The organism is Brevundimonas vesicularis (genome assembly GCF_027105095.1).
Classification (GTDB): domain Bacteria; phylum Pseudomonadota; class Alphaproteobacteria; order Caulobacterales; family Caulobacteraceae; genus Brevundimonas; species Brevundimonas vesicularis_E.
Window position 1 is genome coordinate 2,738,028 of the sequence record NZ_CP114278.1, and the last position, 20,239, is coordinate 2,758,266.

A 20,239-nucleotide genomic window follows, 5' to 3' on the forward strand; every position below is an offset into this window, starting at 1 on the left:
TTGGCGGCGGCGTCTTGTCATCAGGAGGCAGGTCGCTGGGCGGCCGGCCAGGCCGGGATCGGATGAGCGCACAGACCGACATCGAGGAAGAGGCGCGGCATTGGTTCGTCACCCTGCGTGACGACGATGCGCCCGAATCCACCTGGTTCGATTTCCAGGTCTGGCTCGAAGCCTCGTCGGCGCATGTCGCCGCCTATGACGCCATCGAGAGCCTGTGGGTCGATTTGGACGCCGCGCCGCAGCCCTTGATCGCGCCCGTCGTGAACCTGGCCGAGGCTAGAGTTCGCCGCACGAAGGGCCGCACGTCCTGGCTCGCGGCTGGACTTGGCGTCGCCGCCAGCGTCGCGCTGGCGGTCGGTCTGTCGTTCTGGCTCATGCCTGACGGGCGAACCTATGCGACGACCGACGCGCCGCTCACCGTCGCGCTGGAGGACGGATCGCACGTCTATCTGAACCGCCACTCGTCGCTGGGCGTCCGTTTCGAACGCGGCAGGCGGTCGGTGGCCCTGACACAGGGCGAGGCCGCTTTCGATATCGTCCACGAACCGTCTCGTCCCTTCGTCGTCGCCGCAGGCGATCATCAGGTCGAAGTTCTCGGCACCGCCTTCAACGTGCTGAACGACGGCGATGACTTTGCAGTCGCCGTCGCACGCGGCGTGGTCGCCGTCTCACCGGTCAACGCGCCGAAAGTTCGGCTGACCGCAGGCCAGGCGCTGGAACAGCACGGCATGCAAATCCCTGCGCTATCGCGCGTCGCGCCAGATCAGGCGTCGCCCTGGCGGCAAGGCGTGTTGGTCTATCGCAATCGTCCGCTCGCGGATGTCACAGACGATCTTTCGCGTTATCTCGACAAACCTGTTGTGCTATCGAGGTCGGCCCAGGCGCTAAGGTTCACGGGCGCCCTGCATATTGGCGACGAGGCCGTGATGTTGAGACAGTTGCAGGATTTCGTTCCCGTCCGCGTGGATGTCTCGGCGCGTGAAGTCCGCGTCACCGCGCGTGAGGCCGGTTGAGACCTGGCGGCCCGGACTTCCCGGCCTCTCCAAGCCACACGCCGCCGCCCTCCTTCCCAGCCTGCTGCTGTTTGCGACGACCGCGCTGAGCACGCCGGCCTATGCCGATGCGCGCGCCTTGGATTTCTACATTCCACGCCAACCCATCGACGGCGCGCTGCTGGATCTGGCTTTACAGGCGCGCGTGTCTCTGGGAGGCAGCGTCACGGCGTGTTCAGGCTTCGGCCCCGCGATCAACGGCCGAATGTCGCTGGACGCGGCCCTGACGCGATTGCTGGCGGGCAGCGGCTGTCGCCACGACATTCGCCCAGACGGCGCTGTGATCATCAGCAGGCGACCAAGCACGGCGTCCGCTGCCGCTCGACCAATCGCCCCACGCCCCACTGCTCCTGTGGCGCTGCCCGAAGACGTGGCTCAGGTCAGCGAAGTCGTCGTGACCGCGCCGCGCCGACCCGAACTGATCCAGTCCTCGTCATCGGCCATGACGGCGGTCGGCGCCGAACGCATCACCCGCGCGGGGGTCACAGGCATGCAGGGCCTGGACAGTCTCGTCTCCGGCATGACGGTGACCAATCTCGGCCCCGGCCGGAACAAGATTCTGCTGCGCGGAGTCTCGGACGGGGTCTTCACCGGCCTGACCCAATCCACCGTCGGCCTCTATCTTGATTTGACGCCGATCACCTATGCCGCGCCTGATCCGGATCTGAAGCTGATCGACATAGACCGGGTGGAGGTGCTGCGCGGTCCCCAAGGCACGCTGTACGGCACCGGCCCGATCGGCGGCGTCGTGCGCATCGTAACACGCGCCCCGGCCTTCGGGCAGGAAGCCTTGTCCCTCGCCGCGACCCGGTCGCGCACCGGGGGCGGCGGTTGGAACTCGGACTATTCCCTGATCGCGAACGTCCCGGTCGCCGGTGATCGGGCCGCGATCCGCGCGGCGATCTATGGCGAAACCTATAGCGGCTACATCAACGACGTCGAACTGAAGCTCAGGCGGGTCAACGACGGCATGCGACGCGGCGGTCGACTGTCGACGGCGCTGAAAATCTCGCCAGTCTGGACCGCTCGCGCCGGTGTCGTGCATCAGTCGATCGTCACCGAAGACACCCACTACGTTTACCGGGGCCTCGGTCCCTTTCGACGCGCGAACCTGGTGCGCGAGCCGCATCAGAACCGCTTCGACCAGATCTCGGGCTCCCTGGAAGGTCAGGGCGGCTGGGGCCGAATGAATGCGTCGGTAGCCATGGTCGAACATGGCTTCAAGAGCCGTTACGACGCCTCCAGCGCCTTGCGACGTTTCGGTTCCGGCTGGCGGATCGGCGCGCTCGACGAGAGCAAAAACATCCGTCTTGTTGTCGGTGAAGCCAACTTCGCCTCACCGGACATCGGTCGCTGGCGCTGGCTCGCCGGCGCTCTGGCGTCGTCCAGCACCACGCACACCGCCCCCATTCTGTCCGCCCTGACGCCGACGCCGCGCCCGGTCTATTCCGAAGACAGACGCGACCGTCTCGACGAGGCCGCCGTGTACGGCGAAGCATCGCTGGACCTGCCCTATGACCTGACGCTAACGGCCGGCGCGCGCTACTATGTGCTGGAGTACGATACGACGTCCTCGGTCATCCAAGGCCGGCGGTCGCGGTTTTTCGACGGACACGGCGAGTCCGCAGGCCTGACCCCCAAGATCGCTCTGGCGTGGACGCCTAGCGACCAGCTGAACCTGTCGGCGCAGATCAGCCAGGGACACCGCGCCGGCGGCTTCAACACGGCCGGCGTTATTGGTCAGGATTTTAGCGGGGCAGCCGATTCCCCCGCTCGCGAATATCAGCCCGATGCGCTGTGGAACGTCGAGATCGGCGCGAAATACCGCTCGCCGGACGGACGCGCCCGCGTCCGTGCCGCCGCTTACGCCGCGCGCTGGCGCAATGTGCAGAGCGACCAGTTTCTGCCCAGCGGTCTGGCCTATGTCGTCAATGTCGGCGACGGCGCCGACAAGGGCGTGCAGGTCGAGGCGAACTGGCGTCCGTTCGAGGCTTTGGAGGTTTTCGCCAACGGCCTGATCGCCGATCCGCGCATCACCGATCCAAACGTCCAGTTCGATTCGCGAAGGAACGCGGGACTGCCCGGCGTGCCCAGAACGTCCGCCAACCTGGGCTTCACATGGCGTCAGCCGCTCGGCGACAAGCTGCACCTGCTCGCAGACGGCGGCCTGTCCTACGTCGGCGCCTCCCGCCTGACCTTTGACGGACGCCAGAAGCATCGGATGGGCGACTATGCGACGGGGCGGTTGTCGCTGGGCGTCGAGGCCTCGGCCTGGACCGCACGGTTGTTCGTGGACAACCTGTTCGACACCAAGGCCAACACCTTCGCCTATAGCGACCCGTTCCGCCTGCCGGACGCCCAGGCCATAACGCCTCTCCGACCTCGAACGATCGGTCTGACGCTGACGTGGACGGCGCATTAGCCACGGCGCTTGCAACACAATTTCATAGGGGTGCGGCTTCCGCCAACGACGGCCCTGTTGGTGCAGCCGCTTCATTTGACATGGATGGGACCGCAATCATCCGGGACTTCTTCCAGCAACATCCAAGACGGGAATAAGAACGCGGCCTGGCCGCCCACAAGTTCTCAGGCTATCGCAAAAGGAAACTGCTCGGAAACTAATCGTCGGCATCACGCTTATCGCAAGTTGATTGCTCCGCGTGAGAACCCAAACACCACATCCGCGTCATCAAGACTTCTCCTAAGCGACTCCCAACGGTGCCCCGCACGTCATCGGCCCGCCCTAGTGCGCGGACGTCGGATCGACATCGGGGGATGCCATGACCATCAAGATCACACGTCGGGCCTATGGGCCGCTGCTACTCGCCACCACTGCACTGGCTACAGCCGCCTTCGCCGTCTCGGCGCGGGCCCAGGAAGCCGCACAGGCCGCAGAGGTGGACGAAATCGTCGTGACCGGCCAGCGCGAGGCCCAGCGCGCGGCCATCGCCGTCAAACGCGCAGAGTTTGAGGTCATGGACGCGGTGTCGGCGGACGACATCGGCAAACTGCCCGACCACAACACCGCCGCAGCCCTGCGTCGTATTCCCGGCGTGTCGGTCATGGAAGACCAGGGCGAGCCGCGCGGCCGATCCTGCGGGGCCTGGCCTCGACCTATAACCGCACGACCATCGACGGCGCCTTCGTCGGTTCGGTGGACGAGAGCGCGCGCACCGTGCCGATGGATATCGTGCCCTCGGTCATGGCCGGCCGGGTGGAGGTCATCAAGACGGTGACGCCCGAGAATGACGGCAACGCCATCGGCGGCGTCATCAACATCGCCACCCGCAGCGCCTTCGACGCCTCCAAACCCTTCTTCAACGGCATGGCGTCGTATGGGGTCTACGAACAGCACGGAGACGTGCGCAACGACGATCCCTCCTATCGCCTGTCCTTCGCCGCCGGTCGCCGTTTCGGCGCGGCCGATGAATGGGGCGTGGTGATCGGCGCCTCGCACGAACAGCTCGACTACGACATCCCGCAGGCCGAGGCCGCCGCCCCCTCGATCCGCGAGTATACGACAGCGGGCGCGCCCGTGAACTCGGGTTCGGCGACTGGCAACGGCATCCAGGTGCCGACCCAGTTGCGCCTGTTCTGGTACAACAACACCAAGCAGCGCTCGGGCGTGAACGGCAAGCTGGAGTGGCGGCCGACCGTGGACTTCCGCTGGGAAGCCCTCGGCGCTCTACGCCCGCATGGAGGACGATGAGGAGCGCACCGAGTTCCGCACCGAGCCGACCGGCAACGTGACCAACCAGACCCGCACCTCCGGAACCTTCGCAACGGGTCGCAACATCGTCGGTCTGAACCAGCCGATCACGCGCCGCGAGATCGGCCTGGGCCGCACCGCCTTCCGTTGGGACGCCACGCCGCAATGGCGGCTGGACGGCGATCTGGTCTATTCTCAGGCCGGGCTGGAGACGCCGAACACCTCGATGGAGTTTCGCACGGCGTCGAACGCCAACTTCGGCTTCAGCTATGATACCTCGGACTTCTTCCCGGTTTTCACGCGGACCAATCCGACGGCCTTCCGTAATCCGGCCCTCTTCAATCTACAGCAGCGACGCGTGTCGCTGGTCGAAACGGACGAGAAGACGACGCAGGCCCGCTTCAACATCGCCTTCGACGAGGGCGGCGACACACGAAACCTGAAGGCGAAGTTCGGCGCCGTGCTGCGCTCCAGTGATCGCAGCTATACCTCCAGCCGCACCGACTATACCGCCAGGATCGGCTTCATCTACACGCTGGACCAAGTGGACCGCCCGGGGCCGGACAAGCTGATCGAGGGACAGTATCGTCTGACGCCACGCATCGACGTGGCGACGGCGGAAGACTTCTACGCCGCCAATGCCGCCAACTTCGTTGCGACGACGGCACTGCCGACGGGCAATTACGACGTCACCGAGGACGTCTCCGCCGGCTACGCCCACGCCAGCTATCGGTGGGGCGATCTGACCGTGTTGGGCGGGCTGCGTTACGAACAGACCGAGGTCAGTTCGGACGCCGCGCGCGCGACGAGCGGGGTGCTGACGCCGGTGTCGAATAGCGGCGACTATGACAACTGGCTGCCCAGCCTGCACCTGCGTTGGGACGTGCGTGACGACGTGGTGGTGCGTGCGGCCTGGACTAACACCATCGGCCGGCCGGACTTCGGCTCTCTGGCCGCCAGCGAGAACGTTAGCTTCGACGGATCGCAAGCGACGCTGTCCCGCGGCAACCCTGGCCTGAAGGCGCGCGAAAGCGAAGGGTTCGACCTGTCGTTCGAATACTATCCGACCGACGGCCTGATGTCGGTCGCCCTGTTCAGCAAGAGCATCGACAACGAAATCTTCACACTCAGCTCGGTCCAGAACCTGGACGTGGGCCGAGGTGTGGAGGCAGTGATCGTCTCGACCCCGACGAACGCCGAGACGGCCAAAATCCGCGGCGTCGAGGTCGCCTTCCAGCAGGCCCTGACAATGTTGCCGGCCCCGTTTGACGGGTTCGGCGTCAGCGCCAACGGCACCTTCCTGGACACCGAGTTCACCTTCCTGACCACGGCGGGCAAGCGTCACACGGGCCTGTTCCAGCAGCCTTCGACCACGACGAACGAGTCGATCTGGTATCAGCGCGGGCCGATCGAGGCGCGGGTGTCGCACAATTATATCGGCGGCTTCCTGGAGACGATCAACGACACCATCCCTAACGCCGACCAATACTGGAAGGGCCGTCACTCCTATGACGCCTCGATCAGCTGGCGGTTCGACAACGGGATCACCGTCTTCGCCGAGGGTCAGAACCTGTCGAACTCGGGCCGTCGCGAAGTGACGGGTCCGGGCCGGACCTATCTGCAGGAATCGGCGAACTACGGCCGAACCTATTGGGTCGGTCTGTCGGCTAGCTTCTGATCCGGATCTGAAAGGTCCCCCATGTCCGTCTCGATCCTGTCCGCCCTGGTTCTGTCGGCCGTTCAGGCGGTGCCGGCGGCTGCGGCACACGCCGCACCTCCCCCGATCGTTCTGGCGGGGCGGGCCGAGACAGTCCGACGCTATGCATCAGATGCGCGCCAAGGCGTGGCTGTGGGACCGAACGCCGTCTATGCCGTCTCCAACTGGTCCATCGTCCGCTATGATAAGGCCAGCGGCGAGAAACAGGCGGAATGGACCGGCGACCGCGCGCGGTTCCCGCACATCAACTCGTGCAGTCTGATCGACGCCGACCTGGTTTGCGCCAGTTCCAACTTTCCCGCCACGCCCCAGCTCAGCACGGTCGAGGTGTTCGATCCGGTCGATCTGCATCACAAGCGCAGCGTCGCGCTGGGCATGGGAACCGGCTCGATCACCTGGGTCGATCGTCACGACGGATCATGGTGGGCCCTGTTCGCCAATTATGACGGTCGCGGCGGCGAGGCGCAGCGCGATCACCGCCACACCACCTTGGTGCGTTTCGACGACCAGTGGCACCGGCTGGAGGCCTGGCCCCTGCCGCCTTCGATCCTGGAGCGGATCGCGCCGATGAGCATCTCCGGCGGCGGTTGGGGGCCGGATGGGCGGTTGTATCTGACCGGGCACGACCTGCCAGAGCTATACGTCGTGGCCCTTCCGATGGGTGGTGGCGTTCTGGATCACGTCGAGACGCTAGGGATCGAGGCTGAAGGTCAGGCCATCGACTGGGACGAAAGCGAACCTGGGATGTTGTACGGCATCACCCGACGCACCCGTGAGATCGTGGCGATGAAGGTTCCGACACCGCTTGATCAGTAGGTCTCCAGCGTCTGAATTGGCCCGGTAAGGCTGACAGCGTTTGAGACGTCGTTCCGTGGCGTCCCGCCAATATGACGGCTCAGTCTGCTCGCAGATCGCCAAGGGGCCGACGGCGTCACATCAGTCACCCACCACGTCATCGCATACCGAAGACCTAGCCTGCATCGGCCGCGACGCACGTCGTGCTAGAGGTAAGGTCGGTTTCCGAAACGCCTGATGTGACGCCGACCCTGCAGCCCGGACAGGGAGTGACTCTCAACGGCCCTCCCTTCAAGCAAGCATTGGATGATAGCTCAGATGCTTGGCGTATTCGAGATAAAGTCCTGCATCGGGCCTTCGTTGCTGGGAGGCGGCCGCCGAAGGCATCGCGGCTTCAAGACACATCGCTGCCTCAGAACATGGCCGACTTCAAACCTTGCGCGCCAAAGGGATCAAGAAAGCCGCTGCAACGAGAACCCCCACCCCCGCCAAACCGAAGACTCTAGCGAGCGGCAGACCAGCGGCCAACACGGTTGCCGCCAGCGCCGGCGCCAGGCCTTGAGGTAGGGCGATCGCGAGATTCATAAGCCCCAGATCCCGTCCGGCATGGGCCGGATCTGGCAATATCTCGGCGTTCATCGCGGAAACGGACCCGGCGTGAACACCGTGCGCCAGACCGAACACGGTCTGAGCAATCAACAGGCTAGACCAGTCTGAACTACAGGCCAGCAAGACCAGCGCAATCGCCATGCCGACGCCGCCCGTGATGACGAAAGGCGCCCGTCGCCCTGCCCGGTCGGACAACAGACCGGCCGACAATCCCCCCAACGTCGAGGTGATGGTCGACACCAGCAAAAGGGCTGAAAACAACTCAAGGTCCGACCACGCCCATGGCCGGGGGCCTGCAGTTTGTCCTTGAATCAGGAACAGCAAAAACAGAGTGTTGATGGCCACACCGCTTTCGGTCAACAACCGAGAGAGGAAGGCCAAGGCGAACTTCATGTCCCGGAAGGCGGCCAAGGACAGACGCCATCTCGTATCCCTGGCGACGCTCACGGCCGGCTCCTGCAGCTGTAGGGCGAACGGCACGATCAGGACGGAAGCTGCCGCGATGACCGCCAAAATCTGCGCCCGAAGCGATGCCGCAAGAGCGACGACGACCACGGCGGTGAAGACATTGGCGATCGGCAAGGCCAGGCTGGCGAGGGCGACCACCGCGCCCTTTTGGCGGTTGAGCACCATGTCGGGCACCACGGCCGTAAGCGGGGCGTAAAGCGCATTGATGGCGAACTGAAATGCGACCACCGCCAGGATCAGCGCTGTCGCCGTCGTCGCGGCCCCGATCAGGCCCAAGGCTGCAGCTGAGGCCGCCAGGCCAGCCATGATCCAGGGACGGCGACGACCGAACCGACCGCTCCCTCTGTCGCTCAAGGCGCCGAACGCAATATTGGCGAAGGCCGCAGCCACCCCCCCGATCATGGCGACCTGACTGAGCAGCAGCGCCTTGTCCGCACCCGCGATCACCTCCGCCTGCATTGGCAGCAACAGCGTCAGCAAAGGGATGAAGGCGATGAAAGCGCCGGCCTGAGCGGCGCCGTAACCGACGAGGAACCACCGTGAGCGCGGCGGGGGGCCTTGCCCGATCAGCGGTTCAGCCTGAAGCGTCATCTGCGCATATGACGGGCCAACACACGCGGCGTCGAGGTCTTGCAAATCACACCTCGGCAAGCCCATCGTCCATCGACGCAGAGGAAGTCGAAACTTGACCATTAAGAAGCCCACGATCGACGACGTCGCCCGGCATTCGAACGTCGGGCGCACCACCGTGTCGCGGGTTCTGAACGGTGGCCCCAATGTGCGCGATGAGGTGCGTAAACGGGTTCTGGCGTCTGTCGAGGCTCTGAATTACCGGGTGAACCCCCAGGCGCGGTCGTTAGCGGGCGGCGGCGGCGGCATCCTTGCTCTGATCCTTGCATCCGATCTGGAGGCCGAACCCAACTCCTTCTACGCCTCGGCGCTGGAACTAGGCGCGCTTCGCGAGTGTCTCTCGCTCGGCTATCAACTTGTCACCCGCCATGTGCCCCAGCACAGTCCGGATCGGCGGCGTCAGGTTCTTGACCTCGTCGCGACGCAAGGCTGTCAGGGCCTGATCCTGACCCCGCCCTTCGCCGACGATGCGGAACTGATTCAGGACATTCGCAAGCGCGCATGCCAAGTGGTGACCATCTCGCCAGGCGGGCCGGGTCTCGCCGTTGCAGACGGGGTTGGCATCGACGACGAGGCGGGCGGGCATGACATTGCGCGCCATCTTTTGGAGCTCGGGCACCGCCGGTTCGCCTTCATCAACGGCATCGCCGGACACCTTTCGGCCGAGCGACGCTTTGACGGATTGAAAAGGGCTCTGCAGGAAGCGGGCTTAGGGTCTCAGACGGTCCAGGTCGTCCGTGGCGACTTCACCTTTCGTTCTGGAGGCCTGCTGACGACGCAACTTCTGGATCAGCCTGAACCGCCTACGGCCCTGATCTGCGCCAATGACGACATGGCGGCGGGCGCGCTGTCGGTCGCGCACGGGCGCGGCCTGGACGTGCCCAGCCAGCTTTCGATCACCGGCTTCGACGACACCCCGGTCTCCCAGATTGTCTGGCCTCCGCTCAGCACCGTTCACCAGCCGCTGAAGGAGATGGCGCGTCAGGCCGTGGCGACCTTGGTGAGACGATTGGTCGCCGGCGGCGATGACTGGGGCTTTCTGACACTGCCGCATGCTGTGGTCGCTAGAGGATCGGCAGGTCAGCTATCGTCCGCGCTCGACCTCGAGAAGGCTTGACAGCCACAGCCGGATTGCCGCTTTTTGGAAGCGCTCCCAACAAGAACTCATCGGCAACCTCGATCAACGGCGGCGTCGACTCTGACTTGGGGCATGGGAGGTGTCGCGATGAATGTCTGGTCACTCGGTCGTGTTGCGATCGCAAGCGCGGTCGGCGCCCTTCTGCTGGCAGCCTGCTCCACCGCTCCGAATACCGCTGCCCAGGTATGGATGACATCGGGCGATCGCACCCGAGTGCTGAGCGAGCAGCCAGGCCTCACCTTTTCTAACGGGTCATCGAGGCCATACCGACCGACCGTCACCGTTGATCCGAGCCAGCGCTATCAGACGATGGTCGGCTTCGGCGCCTCGATCACCGATGCATCCGCTTGGCTGATCCAGACCCGTCTTACGCCCTCGGCGCGCGATGCCTTGCTGCAGGAATTGTTCGGTCGGCGCGCGGGCGGCCTCGGCTTCAGCCTTACGCGAGTCACCGTCGGTGCCTCCGACTTTTCGCTGGATCACTATAGCCTTGCGGACAAGCCCGATCCCACCCTCGCGAACTTCTCCTCCGCGCGTATGCAGGAGTTTGTTTTTCCCACGGTTAGACGGGCCTTGGCCCTAAACCCCGATCTCAAGGTCATGGCCTCGCCCTGGAGCGCACCTGCCTGGATGAAGACGAGCGGTTCTCTGATCCAGGGCCAGCTGAAGCCGGAGTTTTATTCGACCTATGCCGAATACTGGCTGCGCTACATCCGCTCTGCGGCGGAGCACGGCGTGCCGACCGACTATCTGAGTATTCAGAACGAGCCCGATTTCGAACCTGACAGCTATCCCGGCATGCGCTGGGGACCTGAAGGGCGCGCGGCCTTCATCGGCGGTCATCTCGGCCCGGCGCTGGCTGACGCGAAACTGGACGCAGAAATTCTCGACTGGGATCACAACTGGGACAAGCCCGAACAGCCCTTGGGCGTCTTGGCCGACACCGTTGCAGCACCCTACATCAGCGGCGTCGCCTGGCATTGCTACGCGGGCGATGTTTCGACTCAGGGGCTGGTTCGAGCGGCCCATCCGGACAAGGATGTTTTCTTCACCGAATGCTCGGGTGGTGAATGGTCAGCCGACTTCTCGGAAAGCTTCCGCTGGATGATGAAGAATCTGATCATCGGCTCGACCGAGCAATGGGCGCGCGGCGTCCTGATGTGGAACCTGGCGCTTGATGAAACCCACGGCCCCCATTCGGGCGGATGCGGCGACTGTCGAGGGGTCGTGACCATCAACACGCAGACGGGGGAGATCGAGCGAAACCAGGAATACTACGCGTTCGGTCACGCCAGTCGCTTCGTAATGCCCGGCGCCGTGCGGATCGCCTCGGTGGAACCCAAGGGTCTTCACGGCGTGGCCTTCGTCAACCCCGACGGGCAGCGCGTTTTGATTCTTCTGAACGACGGCGGAGAGCCCGTCGTCTTCAACATCGTCGACGGAGATCGACAAGCCCCCGCCGAACTGCCCGCCTTCACGGCCGCCACGTACGTCTGGTCGCCTCCCCCGAAATAGCCAAGCCCAAGTTCAGGGATTGCGACAACGAGAGTTTTGGACTAGTTTTTTTGGAAGCGCTTCCAATTTTGACTATCCAGTTTGGCGGCGCGTGGATAAGGATGCGGGCCTGAGAGTCTGCACCAGGGGAAAACGCGAGGGGACTTCATGCGCAACGATCACGCACCAATTCGACTTGTCCGCAGGAAAAGCCGCCTTCGGCTGATGGCGTCGGTCGCCACCCTAGCGATCGTCCTGCCCGGCGTCGCCCTGGCCCAGACGCAAACACCGCAGACCCAGAACGACGGCCCCACCGAGGTCGACGAGGTTGTGGTCACCGGCCTCCGCCGCGGCCTGGCGGACGCCATTTCGATCAAGCGCAACCAGACCTCCATTGTCGAGGCGGTTTCCGCCGAAGACATCGGCAAGCTGCCGGACGTCTCCATCGCCGAATCCATCGCCCGCCTGCCTGGCCTAGCCGCCCAGCGGGTCAACGGCCGCGCCCAAGTCATCTCGATCCGGGGCTTGGCTCCAGACTTCACCACCACCCTTCTGAACGGTCGCCAGCAGGCCAGTTCCGGCGACAACCGCGCCGTCGAGTTCGACCAGTATCCTTCCGAGCTTCTGTCCGGGGTGGTCATCTACAAGACCCCCGACGCCGAGGTTTCCGGCATGGGCTTGTCGGGCACCGCCGATCTGCGCACCGTGCGCCCGCTGGAGTTCGGCGACCGCGCCATCGCCATGAACCTGCGCGGCGAGGCGCTGGAGAACGGCGGACTGAACGACGATGTCCGCAGCTACGGCGGCCGTTTCTCCATCAGCTATATCGATCAGTTCATGGATGACACGCTGGGCGTAGCCTTGGGCTACGCGCACCTGGATTCGCCGTCCCAGAACCGACACTTCAAGGCCTATGGCTACGAGAGCTTCCCGGGCGACCGCACGTCGCCCGACTCCGCCGACGGCGCCTTCATGATCAATGGCCAGGAAATCTTCGCCACCTCGCGCCTGAACACACGAGATGCGGTGATCGGCATACTGGAATGGCGCCCCAACAACCGCCTGCATTCGGTGCTGGACGTCTACTATTCCAAGTTTGACCAAGAAGAGACGATGCGCGGCGCACAGTGGTTTTCCAACTACTACGCCGACGACGCCGCCTATTCCAATGTCGTCGCGGTCGATCGTGGCGGCACGCTCTTCGCAGACAGCGCTACGGTCGAAAACGTTGTCCCGATCATCCGCAACGACTTCAACACTCGTCAGGACGAGCTCTTCTCCGTCGGCCTGAACACCGAATACGACATCAGCGATCGGATGCGCGTGTCAGCCGATCTCGCCTATTCCAGCAACAAGAGACGCGAAGTCGTCGCTGAGACCTACGCGGGTTATGGCCGCGGAACAGGCGGCGTCACCGGAGCGACCCCGAACGTCGGCCGCACCCTGGACGACATCCGCTTCGATCTGAACGATGACAAGTATCCGACCTACACTGAGGGCCTCGATTATGCTGACGCCTCGCAGGTTTCGCTGGGCGACCGGGCGCCGTGGGGCGGTTGGGGCCACGACGGCTCGATCCGCTTCCCTGATGTCGAGGAGTCGGTCTATTCGATTGATCTGAAGGGTCAGCGCGATTTCGACGGCGTGATCAACACCGTGACCGTCGGCGTCAACCTGGCCAATCGCCAGAAGACCAAGCGCGTCGACGACTTCGACCTGTTCCTGAAGAACGGCCGTCAGCAGGTGCTAGTCGCCAGCGAGTATCTGGTTTCGCCGACCTCTCTAGACTTCGCCGGCTTCGGCAATGTGCTCAGCTATGACCTCTCGCGGGCGCTGGACGTTTACTGGGATCGCGCCCCGATCCTGGACGCCAACTTCTTCGACAAGAACTGGGATATCGAAGAAGAGGTCGTCACCTATTACGCCAAGGCCGATTTCGAGTGGAACAACTTCCGAGGCAACTTCGGTCTTCAGGTTGTCGATCAGTCCCAGGAATCGACCGGCGTCATCATCAACGGCTTGAACCCCGGAACGCCCATCGTTCCGATCTCGGTCACGAGAGGCGACGACTACATCGACGTCCTGCCCAGCTTGAACCTGATCTACGATCTGGGCGATGGCCACCGTCTCCGCTTCGCCGCATCCAAAACGATGGCGCGGCCCCGTATGGACGACCTGCGCGCCAATGTGACGCCTGGCTTCAACGCCCTGGTCTGCACCGGCCAGGTCTGTGGTCCCGGCACGACGGTCAATCCGTGGTCGGCCTCGGGCGGCAACCCAAATCTGGAACCCTGGCGCGCGACCGCCTACGACCTGGCCTATGAATGGTATGTGGATTCGACGACCTACCTGTCGGTCGCAGCCTTCTATAAGGATCTCGAAACCTACATCTACTCCCAGACGCAGGAGTTCGACTTCACCGGGATTCCCCTGCCCTTGTCGGCCAGTTCGATCCCGGCCGGCACGACGATCAGCCCCATCGGCCAGATCACCCTGCCCGCCAACGGCACGGGCGGATCGGTCCAGGGCATCGAACTGTCCGGCGCCGTCGGCTTCGGCAGGGTATGGGAACCGCTGTCCGGTTTCGGCTTCGTCGGCTCGGTTTCCTTCACCGAATCCGATCTGAATGCGGGAGGCAATCCGCAAGCCCCCACGCGGATCCCCGGCCTGTCTGGGATGGTCTACAACGCCACCGCCTATTATGAGCGCAACGGCTTCCAGGCCCGCATCTCCAAGCGCTTCCGTGAAGCGTTCAAGGGCGAGGTAGTCCAGTTGTTCACCAACCGCGGCTTCACCGAAATCCAGGACGATGAGCAGATCGACGCCCAGATCGGCTACACCTTCGAACAGGGTCCGCTCGAAGGTCTGGGAGTGCTGTTCCAGGTCAACAATCTGACCAACTCCCCCTACCGCACGCGGCTGGGGCTGGATGCGGGCGGCACGACCACGGCCGACGGCGCCGTCCTGCCGGAGACCTACGAAGAGTACGGCCGCCAGTTCCTGTTCGGCGTCAACTACCGCTTCTGATGCTCCGGGCCTTGGCCTGACCAACGTACGGGATGGATCGGTTCTGCCGATCCATCTTCCCTTGTCCTTGTTCGCCATCTGTGATGAGTTCGCCATGAAACGCCTGCTGAACACGACGCTCTGCTTGTCCGCGCTCGCGCTGGCGTCCTGCGCGAGCACGGCCGCCACGCCGACGCGCGTGCTGGACGGTTCCGCCTGGCCTGTCATGACCTCGCCGACGCGTCTGGATGCGGCGATGGAACGACGCATCAGCCGCATCGTCGCCGGTATGACGCTGGAGCAGAAGGTCGGTCAGATGACGCAGCCCGACGTTCGCAACATCACGCCGGACGAGGTCACGCGCTACTACATCGGCTCGGTCCTGAATGGCGGCGGCGCTTGGCCAAACATGAAGAAGGACGCTTCAGTCGCCGATTGGGCGGCCTACTCGGCCCAGTTCCACGACGCCGCCCTGCGCACAGACATGGCGGTCAAAATTCCTCTGATCTGGGGCACGGACGCCGTTCACGGCCACAACAATGTGCGTGGCGCGACCCTGTTTCCCCACAATATCGGCCTGGGCGCCGCCAACGACCCGGAGTTGGTGCGCCGCATCGGGCGGGCGACCGCACGTCAGGTTCGCGCCACGGGCATCAGTTGGGTCTTCGCCCCCACCGTTGCGATCGGCGAGGACCGGCGCTGGGGCCGCACCTATGAATCCTACTCCAGCGATCCCCAGCTTGTGGCCCGCTATGCCGAGGCCATGGTCGAGGGTCTGCAGGGCGACCTGACCGGCGACGGCGACGTGGTCGCCACGGCCAAGCATTTCCTGGGCGACGGCGGCACCTATCAGGGCGTCGATCAGGGCGAGAACCGCAACACACGCGCCCAGATCATCACCCGCCACGCCGCCGGCTACTACACCGCCCTGGACGCCGGCGTTCAGACCGTCATGGCGACCTACAACAGCTGGAACGACGTCGAGGCCGGCAAGAACTACGGCAAGGTCCATGGCAATCGCGAACTGCTGACCGATGTGTTGAAGGGTAGCTTGGGCTTCGACGGCCTCGTGGTGTCCGACTGGAACGGCATCGAACAGGTAGATGGCTGCACCAAGTCCCACTGCGCCCAGGCGATCAACGCCGGCCTGGACATCGTCATGGTTCCGGAGGATTGGCGCGACTTCATTGCCAACACCGTGGCCGATGTGAACAGCGGCGCCATTCCCATGTCGCGGATCGACGACGCGGTGACCCGCATCCTGCGCGTCAAGATGCGGGCCGGCCTGTTCGACCGTCCCGTCGCCGCCAGCCGATTGACCGGCCATGCCGAGGCGCTAAACGCCGAGGATCTGGCGCGTGAGGCGGTGCGCAAGTCCATCGTCCTCCTCAAGAACGAGAACGACGTCCTGCCCTTGGCGCGCGGTCGAAAGGTTCTGGTGATCGGCGCCAGCGCCGACAGCCTGTCCAACCAGACCGGCGGCTGGTCGCTGACCTGGCAGGGCACGGAGAACGTCAACGCCGATTTCGGCGGGGGCGAGACCCTGCTGACAGCCCTGCGCACCGCCCTGGGCGACGCCAATGTGACCTATTCCGCAGATGGATCGGGCGTCAGGGTCGCGGACTTCGACGCCGTGGTCGCGGTGCTGGGCGAGACGCCCTATGCGGAATACAACGGCGATGTCCGCTTCCCGAAGCCGGTCCAGCACAGCGCCCTATACCCTGCCGATCTCGCCGCCTTGCGCGCCGTCGCCAGCAAGGGCGTGCCGGTGATCTCGGTGCTCTATTCGGGCCGCCCGACCTACGCCAACGACCTGATCAACCTGTCCGACGCCTTCGTGGCCGCCTTCCTGCCGGGCACCGAGGGTGACGGCATCGCCGATGTCCTGGTCGGCGGGGCGAACGACTTCACCGCACATCTGTCCTTCGCCTGGCCCGGCTCTGCCTGCAGCACGGGCGAACATCCCGGCGACGTCGTCCAGTTCGCGCGCGGTTTCGGCCTCAGCTACAGCCGCCCTGCCCTGACCGGCCCTCTCCCCTTGCCCCTAACGCCAGCAGCCTGCACCGTCGCTCCGTAACCACGGAGCGGCTGAGGCGTGAAACAGCTCAAACACATCCTGATCGTCGGCGGCGGCACGGCCGGCTGGATGACGGCGGCCCTTCTGTCGAAACTGTTCGGCGACCTTTACCGGATCACCCTGATCGAGTCCGAGGCCATCGGCATCGTCGGGGTCGGCGAAGCCACCATCCCGGCGATCAAGAAGTACAACGAGCTCCTGGGGCTGGACGAAACCGACTTCATGCGCCGCACCCAGGGCAGCTTCAAACTGGGCATCCAGTTCGTCGATTGGGGCCGATTGGGCGAAAGCTACATCCACGGCTTCGGCGTCATCGGCCAGAATCTGGCGTTCCTCAGGCTGCATCACTACTGGCTGAAGATGCAGGCCGCGGGTCAGACCTCGAACCTGGCGGACTATTCGATAAACACCGTCGCCGCGCCCGAAAACCGCTTCATGCGGGCGGATCCGAAAATGCCGCAGTCGCCGCTGGGCCATATCGCGCACGCCTTCCACTTCGACGCCGCCCTTTACGCCCGCTACCTTCGCGGTCTCGCCGAAGCCTCCGGCGTCGCGCGGCGCGAGGGCAAGGTCGCGGACGTCACGCTGCGACCCGACGACGGCTGGGTCGAGTCCGTCATGATGGACGACGGCGAGGTCATCGCCGCCGACCTGTTCATCGACTGCTCCGGCTTCCGGGGCCTGATCATCGAACACGCTTTGAAGACCGGCTATGAGGACTGGAGCCATTGGCTGCCGTGCGACCGCGCCATGGCCGTGCCCTGCGCCCGCGGCGAACCTTTCACGCCCTACACCCGCGCGACCGCCCGCACGGCGGGCTGGCAATGGCGCATCCCGTTGCAGCACCGCACGGGCAACGGCCACGTCTACTCCAGCCAGTACATCGACGACGACGAGGCCGAGCGGATGCTGCTGTCCAATCTGGACGGCGAGCAACTGGCCGAACCGAACCGGCTGCGGTTCACTACCGGCAAGCGCAAGAAAATCTGGAACAAGAACTGCGTCGCCGTCGGCCTGGCGTCCGGCTTCCTCGAACCGCTGGAGTCCACCTCGATCCACCTGATCCAGTCGGCCGTGATCCGTCTGGTGCGACTTCTGCCTGACGCCGGGTTCGATCAGGCGACCATCGCCGAGTTCAATCGCCAGACCGACTTCGAATACGAGCGCATCCGCGACTTTGTCATCCTGCATTACAAGGCGACCACGCGGGACGACACGCCCTTCTGGCGCTATGTCCGAGACATGGATATCCCGGCTACGCTTCAACGCAAGATCGACCTGTGGATGGCCAACGGCCGCATCTTCCGCGAGGATGAGGAGTTGTTCGCCGAGGAAAGCTGGATCCAGGTCTTCTTGGGCCAGGGCTTTGTGCCGCGCGGGTACGATCCGCTGGCCGATCTCAAGTCCCACGAGGAAGTGGCGCGCTATCTTCACGACGTTCGCAACGTGATCCGCAAATGCGCAGACCTGATGCCGGCCCACTCGGACTACATCGCGAGGGTCTGCCCCGCCGCCTAGCTCAGTCCTTAAGCATCCAGGCAATTCAGCCGACGTCGTCGCCGCGTATGCAGCAGCGACGATCCGAGCGATTTTCAGCTTGGGGAAGCCTTGCCCAAGCGGCCTAGACTGACGGCGCTTTCGTCACATTGGCGCTGCCGCCGCGTCGGTGTTTACCGGCGGTTGGTAAGTTTCGAATAGGATCTGCAGATCAACGTTCGGAACGAGAATGTTAGTGAGCGTCCCAAGCCAAGCCTTCGCCTTCACAGCGGCGCCGCCCATGCAGGCGGCCAGCGTCATCGATCATCTGGAAACGGCGCGGGCTTTGATCGAGAGGCGGTTTTCCGACGCCGGAGAGCGGCTGGCGGGATCGCTGGACATGGTGGGGCGACTGATCGAGTCCCTGGATCGCTTGGAGGTCACACTCGACGCCAAGTCGGTTTCGAACACGACTCAGGAGCTTCTGTCCACGGCCGACGGCCTGAATGCTCTACCCCAGGCGCAACATGAGCGGGTCGCCTACTTCGCCAACATCAAGACCGCCGGTGAGCAGCTCGGGTCCAACATCGAGTCGATGCGGACCACGCTTCGCTATCTTCGGGCCTTCGCACTCAATGTGAAGATCACGGCCGGCTCGACGATCCGCGCCTCGGATGAGTTCGCCGGTTTTGCCGAACGGATGTGCAGCCAGCTGGATCTCGGCGTGGGCCAGTTGGACGAGCTGGCCGATCAACTGAAAGATCTGTCGGCGCGCCTGCAGCAGGCGCTTGAATTCGAACAGAGCCTCGGCGGCAAATACAACGCCCTGATCCCCGTCGTGCCCGACCGACTGGCGATCGACGCCCGCGACATTCAGCAACAGCATACCCGTATCGCCAATGTGGCCCGAGCGACTGCGGCGATCGCCCGGAGTATCCAGACGAAGGTCAGCAAGGCTCTGATGGCCTTGCAAATCGGCGACATCACGCGTCAGCGCGTGGAACACGTTCAACTGGGTTTGCGCGTGACCAGCCGACTTGTGGCCGAGACCGACTTGCCCGAAGAGGCGCGCGACCGCGCCGAGCGGCGGCTGCTGCATATGCTGGCCGCCCAGATGTCGGACATCGCCGCTGATTTCGAAGCCGAGGCCGGCAAGGTCACCCAGAGCCTGAGCGACATGGCGGCCGACACCGCCCAGATCATCGCCGTGAACGATCTGTCCGAGCAGAACGGCAAGGGCGGCTTGCGAGAGTTGGAGGAGAGCCTGGGTCATGCCGGCCTTCTGGTCGGCGACGTGACGGCCGCCATGGTCAACGCCGACAAGATCAGCCGCGAGACCGTCTCTGCGGTCGAGGCATTGTCGCATCGCGTCGGCGCCATTCAGGGGGTCAAGCGCGACATCCAGCAGATGGCGATCAACAGCAGCCTGCGCTCCAATCGTCTGGGCGATATCGGCAAGCCTTTGAGCGTTATCGCCATCGAATTGAGCAGTCACGCCGGGCTGTTGGAGGAAGAGGCCGACCTGACGCTCAATTCGCTGAACGCCCTTGCCGGCGTGGCGGATCATATGTCTGCCGGGGGCGCCCAGGATGAGCGCATCGACGCCAATCGCCTCGTCGGGGTTCGCGCCCGACTGCGCCAGGCGGCGGATGTGGTCGACAACGATCTGGGCGGCCTCAGCGATCAGGGCGTGGCGACGGCCCAGTCGCTGACCGTGGCGGCCGAACAACTGGGTCTAAAGGCGGACATGGGCGACGCCCTGCACGACGCCGCAGCAGCCCTGGCCGAAGCGGCGGGACCGGAGGTCGATGACCTGTCCGGGATCGAAGCCGCCCTTGATGACGCCATGAGTGAGATCGGGCGCTGCTACACGATGGCGCGCGAACGGCTGATACACGCGCAATACGCCGTGGCGCGAGAGGACGCCCACGAAGCTGAAGGTTCCGAGACTGCGGCGGCAGCCGTCGAAACCGCCCCTGCCGAAGAGGAAGACGAGTTCGCCGACCTGCTGTTCTGAGGTGCGGGCGCACCGCATCCGATAGGCAGGTTGGCTACACCGAGCGCGGAT

The 20,239-nt window shown here is 64.4% G+C and carries 12 protein-coding genes; 11 read left to right on the forward strand and 1 reads right to left on the reverse strand.

Going from position 1 to position 20,239, the window contains the following annotated elements:
• Positions 1–62 precede the first annotated feature (62 nt).
• From O2K97_RS13660 to O2K97_RS13685, 5 genes are all read left to right on the forward strand, one after another.
• Positions 63–1,013, forward strand: a complete 951-nt coding sequence (locus O2K97_RS13660; RefSeq protein ID WP_269219673.1) for a FecR family protein — start codon at positions 63–65, stop codon at positions 1,011–1,013.
• A complete protein-coding gene (locus O2K97_RS13665; protein ID WP_269219674.1) occupies positions 979–3,474 on the forward strand; it encodes a TonB-dependent receptor domain-containing protein in 2,496 nt (831 codons plus the stop codon). Before O2K97_RS13660 ends, O2K97_RS13665 begins: the two co-directional genes overlap by 35 nt.
• 681 nt (positions 3,475–4,155) lie before the next feature.
• Positions 4,156–4,761 (forward strand): hypothetical protein, encoded by a 606-nt coding sequence (locus O2K97_RS13675; protein ID WP_331276151.1) that lies wholly within the window; start codon positions 4,156–4,158, stop codon positions 4,759–4,761.
• A complete protein-coding gene (locus tag O2K97_RS13680; RefSeq protein WP_269219677.1) occupies positions 4,748–6,439 on the forward strand; it encodes a TonB-dependent receptor in 1,692 nt (563 codons plus the stop codon). The genes O2K97_RS13675 and O2K97_RS13680 overlap by 14 nt, the downstream gene beginning before the upstream one ends.
• Positions 6,440–6,460: 21 nt before the next feature.
• Positions 6,461–7,294, forward strand: a complete 834-nt coding sequence (locus O2K97_RS13685) for a hypothetical protein (protein WP_331276131.1) — start codon at positions 6,461–6,463, stop codon at positions 7,292–7,294.
• A gap of 408 nt (positions 7,295–7,702) precedes the next feature.
• Here the strand turns inward: O2K97_RS13685 and O2K97_RS13690 are convergent, their stop codons facing one another.
• Complete coding sequence (locus O2K97_RS13690; protein WP_269219678.1) at positions 7,703–9,007, reverse strand: MFS transporter; 1,305 nt, start codon at positions 9,005–9,007, stop codon at positions 7,703–7,705.
• Between the two features lie 28 nt (positions 9,008–9,035).
• Here O2K97_RS13690 and O2K97_RS13695 point away from each other — a divergent pair, with 28 nt between their 5' ends.
• From O2K97_RS13695 to O2K97_RS13720, 6 genes are all read left to right on the forward strand, one after another.
• The gene (locus O2K97_RS13695) at positions 9,036–10,097 is read left to right on the forward strand and encodes a LacI family DNA-binding transcriptional regulator (protein ID WP_269219679.1); all 1,062 of its coding nucleotides are present in this window, start codon (positions 9,036–9,038) and stop codon (positions 10,095–10,097) included.
• Between the two features lie 108 nt (positions 10,098–10,205).
• Entirely contained in the window at positions 10,206–11,633 is a 1,428-nt protein-coding gene (locus O2K97_RS13700; RefSeq protein ID WP_269219680.1) for a glycoside hydrolase family 30 protein, read from the forward strand.
• A gap of 204 nt (positions 11,634–11,837) precedes the next feature.
• Positions 11,838–14,639 (forward strand): TonB-dependent receptor, encoded by a 2,802-nt coding sequence (locus tag O2K97_RS13705; protein ID WP_269219681.1) that lies wholly within the window; start codon positions 11,838–11,840, stop codon positions 14,637–14,639.
• A 94-nt stretch (positions 14,640–14,733) separates the two neighbouring features.
• Entirely contained in the window at positions 14,734–16,695 is a 1,962-nt protein-coding gene (locus O2K97_RS13710) for a glycoside hydrolase family 3 protein (RefSeq protein WP_269219682.1), read from the forward strand.
• Between the two features lie 18 nt (positions 16,696–16,713).
• Positions 16,714–18,213 (forward strand): tryptophan halogenase family protein, encoded by a 1,500-nt coding sequence (locus tag O2K97_RS13715; protein ID WP_269219683.1) that lies wholly within the window; start codon positions 16,714–16,716, stop codon positions 18,211–18,213.
• 214 nt (positions 18,214–18,427) lie between these two features.
• Positions 18,428–20,188 carry a hypothetical protein gene (locus O2K97_RS13720; RefSeq protein ID WP_269219684.1) on the forward strand — a complete coding sequence of 587 codons (1,761 nt, stop codon included), beginning with the start codon at positions 18,428–18,430 and terminating at the stop codon, positions 20,186–20,188.
• The last annotated feature ends 51 nt before the right edge of the window (positions 20,189–20,239 follow it).